Origin of the sequence: Malikia granosa, assembly GCF_002980595.1 — a bacterium.
GTDB lineage: Bacteria > Pseudomonadota > Gammaproteobacteria > Burkholderiales > Burkholderiaceae_C > Malikia > Malikia granosa.
In genome coordinates, this window is sequence record NZ_PVLQ01000023.1 from 1 (window position 1) to 13419 (window position 13419).

At 69.8% G+C, this 13419-nt stretch carries 12 protein-coding genes; 2 read left to right on the forward strand and 10 right to left on the reverse strand.

Annotated features, from left to right (window positions below; all coding sequences use genetic code 11):
• Nucleotides 1–101 precede the first annotated feature (101 nt).
• Together C6P64_RS06760 and C6P64_RS06765 are read left to right on the forward strand one after the other, a co-directional pair.
• The gene (locus C6P64_RS06760; protein ID WP_105747831.1) at nucleotides 102–1925 is read left to right on the forward strand and encodes a DUF294 nucleotidyltransferase-like domain-containing protein; all 1824 of its coding nucleotides are present in this window, start codon (nucleotides 102–104) and stop codon (nucleotides 1923–1925) included.
• Nucleotides 1925–2578: a 3'-5' exonuclease gene (locus tag C6P64_RS06765; RefSeq protein ID WP_105747832.1), complete on the forward strand. Its 654-nt coding sequence runs from the start codon at nucleotides 1925–1927 to the stop codon at nucleotides 2576–2578. Before C6P64_RS06760 ends, C6P64_RS06765 begins: the two co-directional genes overlap by 1 nt.
• 18 nt (nucleotides 2579–2596) lie before the next feature.
• Here the strand turns inward: C6P64_RS06765 and C6P64_RS06770 are convergent, their stop codons facing one another.
• The 10 genes from C6P64_RS06770 to bluB form a co-directional block, all read right to left on the reverse strand.
• Nucleotides 2597–4036: a DHA2 family efflux MFS transporter permease subunit gene (locus C6P64_RS06770; RefSeq protein ID WP_105747833.1), complete on the reverse strand. Its 1440-nt coding sequence runs from the start codon at nucleotides 4034–4036 to the stop codon at nucleotides 2597–2599.
• A 168-nt stretch (nucleotides 4037–4204) separates the two neighbouring features.
• Nucleotides 4205–5935 carry a cation acetate symporter gene (locus C6P64_RS06775; protein WP_105747834.1) on the reverse strand — a complete coding sequence of 577 codons (1731 nt, stop codon included), beginning with the start codon at nucleotides 5933–5935 and terminating at the stop codon, nucleotides 4205–4207.
• Entirely contained in the window at nucleotides 5932–6240 is a 309-nt protein-coding gene (locus C6P64_RS06780) for a DUF485 domain-containing protein (protein WP_105747835.1), read from the reverse strand. Before C6P64_RS06780 ends, C6P64_RS06775 begins: the two co-directional genes overlap by 4 nt.
• A gap of 155 nt (nucleotides 6241–6395) precedes the next feature.
• Complete coding sequence (locus C6P64_RS06785; protein ID WP_245911652.1) at nucleotides 6396–7028, reverse strand: histidine phosphatase family protein; 633 nt, start codon at nucleotides 7026–7028, stop codon at nucleotides 6396–6398.
• Nucleotides 7025–7840, reverse strand: coding sequence for an adenosylcobinamide-GDP ribazoletransferase (locus C6P64_RS06790; RefSeq protein ID WP_105747836.1), 816 nt, complete (start codon nucleotides 7838–7840; stop codon nucleotides 7025–7027). Before C6P64_RS06790 ends, C6P64_RS06785 begins: the two co-directional genes overlap by 4 nt.
• 26 nt (nucleotides 7841–7866) lie before the next feature.
• A complete protein-coding gene (gene cobT, locus C6P64_RS06795; protein WP_105747837.1) occupies nucleotides 7867–8913 on the reverse strand; it encodes a nicotinate-nucleotide--dimethylbenzimidazole phosphoribosyltransferase in 1047 nt (348 codons plus the stop codon).
• 58 nt (nucleotides 8914–8971) lie between these two features.
• Nucleotides 8972–10456 (reverse strand): cobyric acid synthase, encoded by a 1485-nt coding sequence (locus C6P64_RS06800; RefSeq protein ID WP_105747838.1) that lies wholly within the window; start codon nucleotides 10454–10456, stop codon nucleotides 8972–8974.
• Nucleotides 10453–11502, reverse strand: a complete 1050-nt coding sequence (locus C6P64_RS06805; RefSeq protein ID WP_105747921.1) for an aminotransferase class I/II-fold pyridoxal phosphate-dependent enzyme — start codon at nucleotides 11500–11502, stop codon at nucleotides 10453–10455. The genes C6P64_RS06800 and C6P64_RS06805 overlap by 4 nt, the downstream gene beginning before the upstream one ends.
• Nucleotides 11495–12598, reverse strand: a complete 1104-nt coding sequence (locus C6P64_RS06810; protein WP_105747839.1) for a CobD/CbiB family cobalamin biosynthesis protein — start codon at nucleotides 12596–12598, stop codon at nucleotides 11495–11497. Before C6P64_RS06810 ends, C6P64_RS06805 begins: the two co-directional genes overlap by 8 nt.
• Nucleotides 12595–13272 (reverse strand): 5,6-dimethylbenzimidazole synthase, encoded by a 678-nt coding sequence (gene bluB / locus C6P64_RS06815; RefSeq protein WP_245911661.1) that lies wholly within the window; start codon nucleotides 13270–13272, stop codon nucleotides 12595–12597. The genes C6P64_RS06810 and bluB overlap by 4 nt, the downstream gene beginning before the upstream one ends.
• Between the last annotated feature and the right edge of the window lie 147 nt (nucleotides 13273–13419).

Here is a 13419-nt window from a genome sequence, read left to right on the forward strand (position 1 = left end):
GACTTGTGTTAGCGGCTGTTACTGTGCCGGCCAGAGCCAGGATACGCTGGCCTGGGTGCAGAATGTCGACAGCAAGACCGCCCGCTGCGCTGACCAGACACATGCCCGACGCCTTCAACTTTTCCGCCTCGCCGTTCGACTGCCTGACGCCCGATGAGCGCCGCCTGGTGCGCCACAGCGTGGACCTGGGCTACTACCGCGAGGGCGATACCCTGCTGGCCCCCGGCATGACGCCGACCCATCTGTTCGTGCTGATCAAGGGCCATGTCGCGCAATGGGACGGCGAGGAGCTGGTCGCGACCTTCGGGCCGGACGACTGCTTCGATGGCCGCGCCTTGCTGGCGGGCAAGGTCAGCGACCGCTTCGTCGCGACCGAGGAAGTGATCGCCTACGAGCTCAGGCAGCAGGCGGTCACCGAGCTGATCGCATCCAATGCCAGCTTCGGCGCGCTGCTGTTTGCCGACCTGGGCCAGCGCCTGGGCGCGCTGTCGCAGCGCCAGGACCAGCACCAGCTGCAGGCGCTCACGCTGGCGCGGGTGGACGAGGCCTATCTGCGGCCGGCGCGCGAGGTCGATGCCGGGACCGACATCGTCTCGGTCGCGCGCATCCTGAACCAGGAGCAGAGCAACAATGTGCTGGTGCGCGACGCAAGTGGCGCTGCGCCGCGGCTCGGCATCTTCACCGTGGCCAGGCTGGCGCAAGCCATCCTGGACGGGCGGCCGCTGGATCAGCTGCCGGTCGGCGAACTGGCCGACTACCCGCTGCTGACGGTGCAGCGCTCGGACCAGATCGGCGACGCGATGACGCTGATGCTGAGCCACCGCGCGCACCGGGTGGTGGTGCTCGACGGCGAGCGCATCATCGGCGTGCTCGAGGCGCTCGACCTGTTCAGCTTCCTGTCCAACCATTCGCACCTGATCAGCGTGCAGATCGAGCAGGCACAGGACCTGGACGCCCTGAGCCAGGCCGCCGCGCAAATCACGCGCATGATCACGCTGATGCAGCGCAGCGGCATGCGGGTGACGCTGATCGCGCGGCTGGTGCAGCAGCTCAATGCGCAGCTGTTCGAGCGCGCCTGGCAGATGATCGCACCGGCCGAGCTGGTGGCCAACAGCTGCCTGTTCGTGATGGGCAGCGAGGGCCGCGGCGAGCAGCTGCTCAAGACCGACCAGGACAACGGCCTGATCCTCCGCGACGGCTACCTGCCGCCGGCCGACCTGGGCGCCATCTGCGAGCGCTTCTCGCAGGCGCTGGCAAACTTTGGCTACCCCGAATGCCCGGGCCGCATCATGGTCAGCAACCCGGACTGGCGCGCACCGCTGGCCGATTTCTCGCGCCAGCTGCGCGAGTGGCTGATCCTGCCCGACCCCGACAGCCTGATGAAGCTGGCGATCTTCATGGATGCGCACGCGGTCTGCGGCGACACCGGATTGCTGCAGCAGGCGCGCGAGGCGGTGCTGGCGCTGGCGCCGGACAACCAGCTGGTGCTGGGCCGCTTCGCCGCGGCGATCACGGCCTTCGGCGAGAGCCAGGGCTGGTGGAACAAGCTGTTCTCGCTCGGCGAGGCCGATGCCGCGCTCGACCTCAAGAAGGAAGGCATCTTCCCGCTGGTGCATGGCATCCGCAGCCTGGCGCTGGCGCGCCGGCTGGCCGAGACCGGCACCGCCGCCCGCATCGCGGCACTGGTGGCCGACGGCACGCTGGAGCACAAGATGGGCGCGGAACTGAACGACTGCCTGAGCTTCTTCATGGGACTCAAGCTCAAGGCCGGCCTGGCCGAGCAGGACAGCGGGCGCGCGGTCACCGGCCGCATCGATCCGGCCAGACTCAGCCCGCTCGAGCGCGACCTGCTCAAAGACACGCTGGCCGCGGTCAAGCGCTTCAAGGCGCTGCTGCGGCTGCGCTTCCACCTGGATGCGATGTGATGGAGCACCCGCTGTTTCCCTACCGCCTGGCCGGCGCGCTGCGGCGCGAATGGCGGCTGCGCCACCTCAGCGATGCCCGCTACGGCTTCCTGTTCGATCCTGCGCCAGAAAACGAATGGGTCTCGCTGGCCTGCGCGACCACCGGCTACGACCAGCAAAGCGACCGGGTGCTGTCGCTGTGCGCGCTGCGCGTCTGCGGCAACCGTGTCGTGAGCAGTGACCGGCTCGAGCTGCTGCTGCGTCCCGACGGCCCGGTGCCCGCCGACGCCCTGCGCCGGCACCGGCTGCGCGAACAGGACCTGGCCCAGGGCTTGCCGGCGACAAAGGCGGCCGAGGCGCTGCTGCATTTCGTCGGCAGCCGGCCGCTGCTGGGCTACTACCTGGAATTCGACATCGCGCTGCTCGAGCCTGTCGTCAAGCCGCTGATCGGCATCGGCTTGCCGCAGGAGGCGGTCGAGGTCTCGGCGCTCTACTACGACTGGCGCTTGCGCCAGCTGCCGCCCTACCAGCAGGATGGCGTCCACATCGACCTGCGCTATGCCTCGATGCTGCAGGCGCTCGGCCTGCCCGAGCGCGAGTCGCCCGATCCGCTCGACCGTGCGGTGCTGACGGCGCTGGCCTTCATCAAGCTGCGCGAACTGGCGACAGGCTGAAGCGCCCGCCAGCGCGGCTCAATCCTGGCGCAGCGGCGCCGGCGCGCGCTCGACCTGCATGCGCGCCGCGGCGAGGACCGCCAGCAGGAACACCGCCGCCAGCAGCAGGAAGGCCTGCGAGTAGGCGGCCTGCAACCCGGCAGCGGCCGTCCCGTAGACCGACTCACGCCACTGCACGAAGACCGCGACCACCGCGATCCCGACCACGCCGCCGAGCTGGCGGGCGTAGCTGGTGACGACCGCCGCCTGACCCAGCTGGCGTGCCGCGACATGGCGCAGCGCCGCGAGATTGAGCGCTGGCAGGATCAGCCCGAGCCCGATGCGCCCGACCACCGTCGCGGCGATGATCTCGGCGTAGCTGATGCGACCCGCCTCGAGCGCGAACGCGACGAAGGAGGCACCAAAGGCGAGCAATCCGGCCAGCGTCACCTGCTTCGGGGGATAGCGGTCGGCCAGGCGGCCCGCCAGCGGCAGCGTCAGTACCAGCGCGAAGCCCGACGGCAGCAGCGCCAGGCCGGCTGCAGCGGCCTGGTAGGACAGCACGTTCTGCAGGAAGACCGGGACCAGATAGGTCGAGGCATAGAGGCCGAAGCCGTAGCAGAAGGAGACCAGGCTGCCCATCGCGAAGGTGCGATCGCCAAACAGCCCGAGCTGGATCAAGGGCGCGTCAAGCCTGCGCGCATGGCGGCAGAACAGCAGCAAGGCCGCCAGCGCCAGGCCGAGCTGGCCCAGCGTCCAGGGCGACAGCAGGCCGCTGTGCTGCAGGCTGGCAACCCCCTCGACCAGGGCGATGGTCGCCAGCGACAGCCAGCCCAGGCCGATCCAGTCGAAGCGCCGCGAGGCGAGCTCGCGCGGCAGCGGCAACAGGTAGAGCGCCGCGCCGCCGGCCAGCAGGCCGAACGGCAGGCCGAGCAGGAAGATCGCCTCCCAGCCGAAGCGCTCGAGCAGCAGGCCGCCGAGCGCCGGCGAGATGGCCGGCGTCAGCGCGATGCTGAAGGTCAGCAGCCCCGAGGCGCGGCCCTGGACCTCGCGCGGGAACAGGCGCAGCAGCGCCAGCATGGCGATCGGCTGCAGCACGCCCGCGGCCAGTCCCTGGATGACGCGCGCGAGCACCACCAGCGCGAAGCTGGGCGCGAAAAAGCCGAAGACGCTTGCCGCCATCAGCGTGAGCTGCGCGAGCAGGAAGACGCGGCGCAAGCCCACCCGCTCGAGTAGCCAGGAGGTCGGCAGCATGCCGACCGCCATCGCCGCCATGAAGCCCGTCATCGCCCATTGGACCTGGTCCTGGCCGATGCCGAAATGGCGGGTCATCGCCGGCACCGCGACGTTGAAGCTCGAGGTGCACAGCACGCCGGCCACCGTCCCGAGGCCGATGACCGCCAGCACGATCCAGGGATAGGCCGCGCCGTGGCGCTGGGACAGCTTGTCGTAGGTGGCGGGGTGGGGACGGAGTGGCATGTGTTCAGTCGCGCCGGCAGCCGCAGGCAAGGCTGGCGGCACCGGCTGTGCACGGGGCCTGCCAGTATGACAGCGCCACTCGGCGCGCAGCGCGCGCGCAAGAAAAAACCGGACCCCTGGGGTCCGGTTTTGCGACAGGCACGAGCGGGTGGCCCCGCCCGGTAGGGATCAGTGACCCGATGCGCCCGAGGCACCCAGGCCGGTCTCGGAGCGGACCTTCTGCACCGCGTAGGCGGCGCGCTCGTTGGCGGCGTCCTGGCTGCGGTCGAGGATCGAGAACAGCCAGATACCGACGAAGCCGATGGTCATCGAGAACAGGGCCGGCGAGCTGTACGGGAACCAGGCCGAACCCTTGGGGTTGCCCAGCGTGGCTTCCCAGACCGAGGGCGACACGACGGTCAGCGCAACCGAGGAGATCAGGCCCAGGAAGCCGCCGATCACGGCGCCCTTGGTAGTGCAGTCCTTCCACAGCACGCTCATGAAGAGCACCGGGAAGTTGGCCGAGGCGGCGATCGCGAAGGCCAGCGAGACCATGAAGGCAATGTTCTGCTTCTCGAAGGCAATGCCCAGGGTCACGGCCAGCACGCCGAGTGCCAGGGTGGTGATGCGCGAGACCTTCAGCTCGGAAGCGCTGTCGGCCTTGCCCTTCTTGAACACGGTGGCGTAGAGGTCGTGCGAGACGGCAGAGGCACCCGACAGGGTCAGGCCAGCCACCACGGCCAGGATGGTCGCGAAGGCCACGGCAGAGATGAAGCCGTAGAACACGTTGCCACCGACGGTCTTGGCGACCAGCACGGCGGCCATGTTGGCGGTACCGGCACCACCCAGGATGATGCCCTTGGCGACGTCAGCCATCTCGGGGTTGGTCAGCACCAGGGTGATGGCGCCGAAGCCGATGATGAAGATCAGCACGTAGAAGTAGCCGATCCAGGTGGTGGCCCAGAACACCGACTTGCGGGCTTCCTTGGCGTCCGGCACGGTGAAGAAGCGCATCAGGATGTGCGGCAGGCCGGCGGTACCGAACATCAGCGCCATGCCGAAGCTGATGGCGGAGATCGGGTCCTTGATGAAGCCGCCCGGGCCCATGATGGACAGGCCGGCAGCAGCAGCCTCTTCCGGCGTCTTGCCGGCGTTGGCAGCGATCGCGGTCTTGACCTCGACGCCCTTGGCGAACAGCGCCTCGGGCGAGAAGCCGTACTGCGCCATCACCATGATGGCCATGAAGGTCACGCCCGACAGCAGCAGCACGGCCTTGATGATCTGCACCCAGGTGGTCGCAGTCATGCCGCCGAACAGCACGTAGATCATCATCAGCGCGCCAACGATCACCACCGCCATCCAGTATTCGAGGCCGAACAGCAGCTTGATCAGCTGGCCGGCACCCACCATCTGGGCGATCAGGTAGAAGGCGACCACGACCAGGGTGCCCGAGGCCGCGAAGGCGCGGATCGGGGTCTGCTTGAAGCGGTAGCCGGCCACGTCGGCAAAGGTGAACTTGCCCAGGTTGCGCAGGCGCTCGGCCATCAGGAAGGTGATGACGGGCCAGCCGACCAGGAAGCCGATCGAGTAGATCAGGCCGTCGTAGCCGTTGGCCATCACGGCCGCCGAGATACCGAGGAAGGAAGCGGCCGACATGTAGTCGCCCGCGATCGCCAGGCCGTTCTGGAAGCCGGTGATGCCGCCACCGCCGGTGTAGAAGTCAGCCGCCGACTTGGTCTTGGCGGCAGCCCATTTCGTGATGTAGAGCGTGCCACACACGAAGATGCCGAACATGACGATGGCGGTCCAGTTGGTCGCCTGCTTGGCGGCCTCGCCGACATCGCCACCGGCGGCGTGGGCAGCGCCGGCGACCGCGAGGGCCAGCAGCGTGCCGAGGAATGCGCTGAGATTCTTCTTCATTTTGCAGCGTCCTTGAGGATTTGCTTGGTCAGCTCGTCGAACTCGCCGTTGGCGCGACGCACGTAGATGCCGGTGATCACGATCGTGAACACGATCACGGCCATGCCGATCGGAATGCCGATCGTGGTCACGCCAGCGCCCAGGGGCTGGGCCAGGAAGGGCTTGTTGAACGCGATCAGCGCGATGTAACCGTAGTACACGATCAGCATCAGGATGGACAGCAACACGCCGAAGCTGTTGCGCTTGCTTTGGAGTTCCTGATACTTGGGATTCTTCAGGATCTTGTCGACTACCGGATCACTCATGGATGTCTCCTCTCATGGTGTGGATGGGGCCAGGCATTAATGTGAGAAATTCACATGCATCCCATTCTCAAGCCGGGTCTGACGGTCTCCTTACGAAAGCGTCCAGATCGATCCGACGCGCGGGTTTACCCTAGACGGGAATTACCCTGCCCCCGTCAGGACAGGAGCGGCCAGTCCAGGCAATGCCAGCCGCCAAAGGCGGGCGCAGCGGCCGGCCAGTCGGTGGCCAGCAGGGGCTGGGCATCGGGGCGGGCATGCAGCAGGCTGGCGGCGCGGATCACGCCGGCATGGGTGAAGCAGACCAGGTCCTGGCTGCCGGGGCCTGGCGTGGCGGCGCTCGAATGAGCCGCCAGGTGGTCGCGCAGCGCCTGTCCGACCCGCGCGAGCAGTTCGCCCACGCTCTCGCGCCCGCCGAAGCGGTGCGAATGGAAGTCGTCGGTCCAGGCATCGAACTCGGCCCGGTCTATGGCGTCCCAGCGCTCGAGCTCGAAGCGGCCGAAATCCATCTCGTTGAGGCGCGGGTCAGCGACCGGCGGCGCGAGCTCGGGACGCAGCGCGTGCAGGGCAAGCGCGAGCTGCTGGGCGCGCTGCAGCCCGGACATCACCAGAGCAGCGCCTAGCGGCAGCACGGCGGCCAGCTCGCGGGCGGCGCGCTCGGTATCGGCCGCATCGGCCGGCAGGTCGCTGGCGCCGTAGCAAAGGCCGGGCTCGACCAGCGGGCGGGCGTGGCGCACCAGCCAGAGGCGGCGCGTGCCGTCCGTGCGGCTCATGTCACCGATGCCGCTCATGCAGCCACTCCCGTGCCCGCCGCAATCGCCAGGCCGAGGTAGAAGGCGATCTCGCCGACCTGCTGGGTGGCACCCAGGCCATCGCCGGTGAAGCCCTGCAGCCGGCGCCTGAGCAGGCGCCGCATCCAGAGCGCTGACAGCGCGGTTGCCAGCAGGGCCGCGCCCCAGACCGGATCGGTGCGCCAGCCGAGCAGCAGCGCCATCGCCCCACCCCACCAGAGGGTTCCGGTGAGCAAGGCGCCAGCGCTGATCGCATCGGCCAGCGGCTTGGACTTGGAGCGCGGCGTGTCGCCGACATGGGGCAGGGTCGCGATCACGAACAGCGGCGCCAGCCGCGAGCTGACATGGGCGCCGAACAGCGCGGCGACAGCCAGCGCGCCATCGACCTGGGCCAGCGTCGCGAGCAGCGCGGCCTTCAGGCCGAAGGCCAGCACCAGCGCCACCGAACCGAAGGAGCCGATGCGCGAGTCCTTCATGATCTCGAGCGCGCGCTCGCGGTCGTAGCTGCCGCCCAGGCCGTCGGCCAGGTCGGCCAGGCCGTCCTCGTGGAAGGCGCCGGTCAGCCAGCAGCTCCAGGCCGTGCTGGCCAGGGCAGCGACCCAGGGCGCGGCCGGCACCAATGGCAAGGCCGACAGCAGCAGGCCGAACAGCGCCGCCGCCAACGCGCCGATCAGCGCGCCGATGGCCGGCATGTGGGCGGCGCTCGCGCGCAACATGGCCGGGCTGTAGCCGACCCAGGCCGCCAGCCGGCCCGTGACCGGAATCCGGGTGAAGAACTGCAGCGCCAGCAGCCAGTGGCGCACGGACAGCAATAGGCGCTGCATCATCCCTGGCCCCGTCAGGCCGCGCCGTCCCGGGTCGAGACCCCGGCCGACTCGAAGCTGGCCATCTCGCGCAGGAGGGCGCAGGCCGAGGCCAGCAGCGGCCAGGCCAGCGCGGCGCCCGAGCCCTCGCCCAGGCGCAGGCCGAGGTCGAGCAGCGGCCGGGCGTCGAGCTGGGCCAGCATCAGGCTGTGGCCGCGCTCGCCGGAGCGGTGCGCGAATACGCAGCGCTGCAGCACCGCCGGCGCCAGGCGCGAGGCGACCAGCACCGCCGCGCAGGTGATGAAGCCATCGACCAGGATCACGCGCCGCTCGGCGGCAGCCTGCAGCACGGCACCGACCATGGTCGCGATCTCGAAGCCGCCCATCGCGGCCAGCACTTCCAGCGGCTCGGTCACGTCCGCGTGGCGCAGCAGCACCTCGCGCAGCACATCGGTCTTGCGCGCGATGCCGGGCTGGTCCAGGCCGGTGCCGGCGCCGGTGCAGTCGGCAATGTCGAGTCGCCCCAGGCGGGCCAGGATCAGCGAGGCCGGCGAGGTATTGCCGATGCCCATCTCGCCCAGCAGCAGGGCGTTGCCTGGCAGACCCTTGACCAGCTCGATGCCATGGTTGAGCGCCTGCTCGCATTGGGCGGATGTCATGGCTGGCTCGCTCGAGCAGTCGGCGGTACCATGGGCCACCTTGCGGATCTGCAGGCCCGGGCGCGGCGCGAAGTCGTGCGCGACGCCGCAATCGACCACCGTCATGCCGATGCCATGCTGGCGCGCCAGCACGGTGACGGCGGCGCCACCGGCCAGGAAGTTCTCGACCATCTGCCAGGTCACGTCGCTCGGATAGGCCGAGACGCCGCGCCGGGTCAGGCCGTGGTCGCCCGCGAACACCACCATCTGCGGCGCGCTGAGTGCGGGCGACTCGCTGCCCAGGATCAGTCCGATGCGCAGCGCCAGCGCCTCGATCGCGCCGAGCGAGCCCAGCGGCTTGGTCTTGTGGTCGATCTTGTGCTGCAACGACTGGGCCAGCGCCTCGTCGTGCAGGCTGTCGATCCGTGGCAGGGTGAAAGTCATGGTGTTTCCTATTGGGGTCAGAGACCGATTTTTCTGGCCGGCTACTGAAGCGCCGGCTTCAGGCGATCAGCGCGTCGAGCACGCCAGGAGCGACATGGCGCTCGAGATAATCCGCCAGGCCGTCGAACACGGCATCGAGCGTCGGCGCCGCGGCACCAAACAGCGCCTGCAGCACGGCCGGGTCCTCGAACAGGCCGTGCAGATAGCAGCCCAGCACGTTGCCGCGCGGGTTCTGCCAGGCCAGGCCGGGCAACACCTCGCGCGCCAGGTCGCCTGCGGCGGCCATGGCCGGATGCTGCGCGGTCTGGCCGTGGTGGATCTCGTAGCCCTGCACCGCCACGCCCGACAGGGCCGACCAGGCGCCCGCCAGCTCGCCAAAGCAGGCCTGGGTGCGCCGGACGGTCTTGTCGGGATCGAACTGGGTCACCAGCGGCAGCAGGCCGAGACCGGGTGCATTGCCGTCGACGCCATGGGTATCGATCAGCGCCTCGCCCAGCATCTGCAGGCCGCCGCAGATGCCCAGCACCGCACCGCCCTGCTCCGCGTGGTCGGCAATCGCGCGGTCCAGGCCCTGGGCCCGCAGCCAGGCCAGGTCCGAGCTGGTGTGCTTGGAGCCCGGCAGCACGATCCAGTCGGCACCAGCCAGATCGGCCGGGCTGCGCGCCCAGACCAGGCGCAGGCCGGGGATGTTCTTCAGCGGCTGGAACTCGTCGAGGTTGCTCAGGCGCGGATAGGCCACGACGGCAACGCTGCGCGAGACCGCACCGGAACTGCGGCTGCGGTCGTCGAACACGCCGTCCTCCTCGGGCAGGCCATGCTGCCACCACATCGGCAAGGTGGCCACGGTCGGCACGCCGGTCAGCTGCTCGAGCTGCTCGGGCGCGGGCGCCAGCAGCGAGGCGTCGCCGCGGAACTTGTTGAGCACGAAGCCCTTGATGCGCGCGCGGTCGGCCTCGGGCAACAGCGCCCAGGTGCCGTAGAGATGGGCGAAGGCGCCGCCGCGGTCGATGTCGGTCACCAGCAGGCAGGAAGCATCGGCCGCGCGCGCCACGCGCAGGTTGACGATGTCGCTGGCCATCAGGTTGATCTCGGCCGGCGAGCCAGCGCCCTCGATCACGACCACGTCGTGATCGGCGCGCAGCTCGTCGAGCGCCTGCTCGATCCGGGGCCAGACCTTTTCCGAGCGGCCGCGCCACGGCATGGCGCTCAGTTCGGCATCGACCTGGCCCAGCAGCACGACCTGGCTGCGGGTGTCGGCTTCGGGCTTGAGCAGCAGCGGGTTCATGCGCACCTCGGGCTCGGCGCGCGCGGCCAGGGCCTGGAAATACTGCGCCGAGCCGATCTCGCCCGCACCGGCCGGCGAGGCCACGACGCGCGCGTTGTTGCTCATGTTCTGCGCCTTGAACGGCGCCACCTTGAGGCCCTGGCGCGCATAGTGGCGGCACAGCGCGGTGGCGAGCCAGCTCTTGCCGGCGCCGCTCGAGGTGCCGAGCACCATCACGCATTTGGCCCGCTGGGGTCCTGGATTGGCTTGAGGATTCATGTCTGATGGCGGATGTGGGTCCAGGCCTGCGCCAGCGCGTCCTGCGCCGCGGGCGCAAGCACGCCAAGGCGCACGCAGCCGGGCAGGCCGAATGAGGTTGCGTCGCGCAGCTTGATGCCGGATGCGCGCAGTTGGGCCAGCTCGACCCCGAGGTCTGAATTGTCGAAGCCATCGGGACGGGCGACGAAGTAATTGGCATCGCTGGGCCGGGTCTGCCAGCCCAGTGTATGACAGAGCTCGAGCTGCCGGCCTTTCCAGGCGCGCAAGGTATCGAGGCTGGCGGCCAGCCAATCCTGCACCGCAGGCTGGGTCCAGGCCTGCAGCATGGCCACGCCATGGGCGCCGACCGGCCAGGAAGATGCCAGCGCCTGCAGGGCCAAGGCCTGCGCGCCTGCGGCACGCGGCGCGATCACATAGGCTGCGCGCACCCCGGTCAGGCCCAGCGCCTTGTTCGGCGTCCAGAGCTGCCAGACCCGGTCCAGTTGCTCGGCGTCCAGTGCCAGCCGGCCTGACAGGCGCAGCGGCCGATAGGCGCCATCGAGCACCAACATCTGTTCGGGGCGCAAGCCCTGGACCTGCTGCGCCAGGCCCTGATGGGACTGGCCGAGCGGACTCGAGGGGTCGCAGGCCCAGAGCAGGTCCGCCTCGGAGGGGTTTCTGACAGCCTGCAAGCCCCAGGCGCGGGCGGCCTGGGCATAGTCGACATAGTGGAAAGGCGGCAGCAGGACGGTGGCTGGCCGCTGGCATTGCCGCAGCCGATCCTGGGACGGCGCGGCTGCGGACTGGGCGGCCAGCGCGCTGATGCGGAAGATGAATTCGCTCGCGCTGCCGGCCAGCAGCAATCGCTCGGGATCCACCTGGTGAAAGCCGGCCAGGGCCTCGCGCAGCGCCTGGTAGGTCGGATCGGGATAGCAGCTCGGGTCGGCCGCCTGGACCGCCGCCAGCGCGGTCGGACAGGGGCCGCAGGCGTTGCTGTTGGTCGAAAAATCGAAGCGCGGCATGCCCAAGGCGTCCGGGCCACCGTGCAGCCGGGTGGAGTCAGCCATGCCCGCCTCCGCTGGCTGGCCACGCATCCGGCAGTCCCGTCCACAACTGCATCCAGAATTGCGTAAGTAACACGAACAAAGAAATCAGCACCAGCAGGCCGAGCGCCCGCCCTGCCAGCGCACAGGCCTGCCCGGTGTCCCGCGGCCCGGGCGCCCGCCCCTGCGCATTGAGCGTGTAGACCCCCGGCTTGCCGAGCCGGATGCCGAGCGACAGCGCCAGTGCCCCCATCGGCCAGCCGCCATTGGGCGAAGGCGTGCGGGCCGCCTCGCGCCTGAGCCTGGTCGGCGACAGGCCACCCGCAGCCAGCGCCAGCAGCAGCGCGCTCAGGCGCGCCGGCAGCCAGGACAGCAGGTCGTCGGCATGCGCCGCCCATTTGCCGGCCCATTCCCAGTGCCTCCCGCCGCGCTCGCCGCGGTAGCCCCACATCGCATCAGCCGTGTTGGCGAAGCGGTAGAGCGCCGCACCCGGCAGCCCCGCGACGGCAAACCAGAACAGCGGCGCGATGACCGAATCGCTCAGGTTCTCGGCCAGCGACTCGAGCGCGGTCTCGCGCACCTGCGACTCGCTCAAGGCGGAGGTGTCGCGGCTGCAGAGCCAGCTCAGGCGCTCGCGGCCCTGCGCCAGCGAGACCGACAGCGCCGCCTCGACCGCCTGCACCTCGCTCTTGAGCATGGCCCAGGCCAGCAGCGGCTTGAGCAACAGCCCGAGGCAGATCGCCGCCGCCCAGAGCGGCAGCTGCAACAGCAGGGATTGCATGGCAGCGGCCACTGTGAATACGACTGCACCACCCGCACACCAGGCCAGCGCGCCGCGAACGAAGGCGGCCAGATCAGCGGTTGCAAGGGGATGGATGGCATGAACCGCGCCCTGGTCAGGGCTCTGGCGCTCAGCCTGGCTGGCAGACGGCTTGGCGGCTTGAACTGCCAGGCTGACGCTTGCCAGCGGCGCGATGCGCTGCCCGGCCCAGCCCAGGTAGTTGCCGATCCAGACCACCGGATGCCAGCGGACCGGCGGCTCGCCGAGCCAGCGGTCGACCACCAGCGCCAGCAGCAGGGCCGGTGCCAGGATCATCCAATCGAGTTGGCCCAGCATCATGCGGGCTGGCCCTGCCCGCTCGAGCCAGCCGCTGGCGACACGGCCAGGTCAGCCGGTGTTGACGAAGCCAGCGGATCGACAGGATCGAACAGTGCGCTGGCCTGGCCCCAGCGCTGGTCGAACACCAGCTCGCCCAGGGGCTGGCGCCTGGCCCAGCCTTGCTGCTGCAGCATGGGCTGCTCGTAGAACTCGTGCACCGGACCGAGGCAGAGCAAGGCGATCGGCTCGGCACCGGGTGGCAGGCCCAGCAGCGCAGCCACTTCGGCCGGGTCGAACAGCGAGACCCAGCCCATGCCCAGCCCCTCGGCGCGCGCGGCCAGCCACAGGTTCTGGATCGCGCAGCTGGCCGAGGCCAGGTCCATCTGCGGCAGGGTGCGGCGGCCGAAGACATGGCGCTCGCGCCCGTCGGCCAGGCAGACTGCCAGCAGCTCGGCGGCGTCGAGCAGGCCCTCGACCTTGAGCCGCATGAACTCGTCGGCACGCTGGCCCAGCGCGCGCGCGGTCTCGAGGCGCTCGCGCTCGACCGCCGCGTGCAGCTGCTCACGCAGCGAGCGGTCCTGCACCCGGATGAAGCGCCAGGGCTGCATGAAGCCGACGCTGGGTGCGTGGTGCGCCGCCGTCAGCAGTCGGCGCAAGGTTTCTGGATCGACCGAACCGCCCGAAAAATGACGCATGTCGCGCCGCTCGAGGATGGCGCGGTAGACGGCCGCGCGCGCCTCGGGTGCAAAGGCCTGCTGGGACCAGGCCGCAGCGGCATCAGTCCTATCAGTCACATCAGCGACGGCGGCATCGGCTGCCCCGGCGGTGGCCCCGACAGCAGC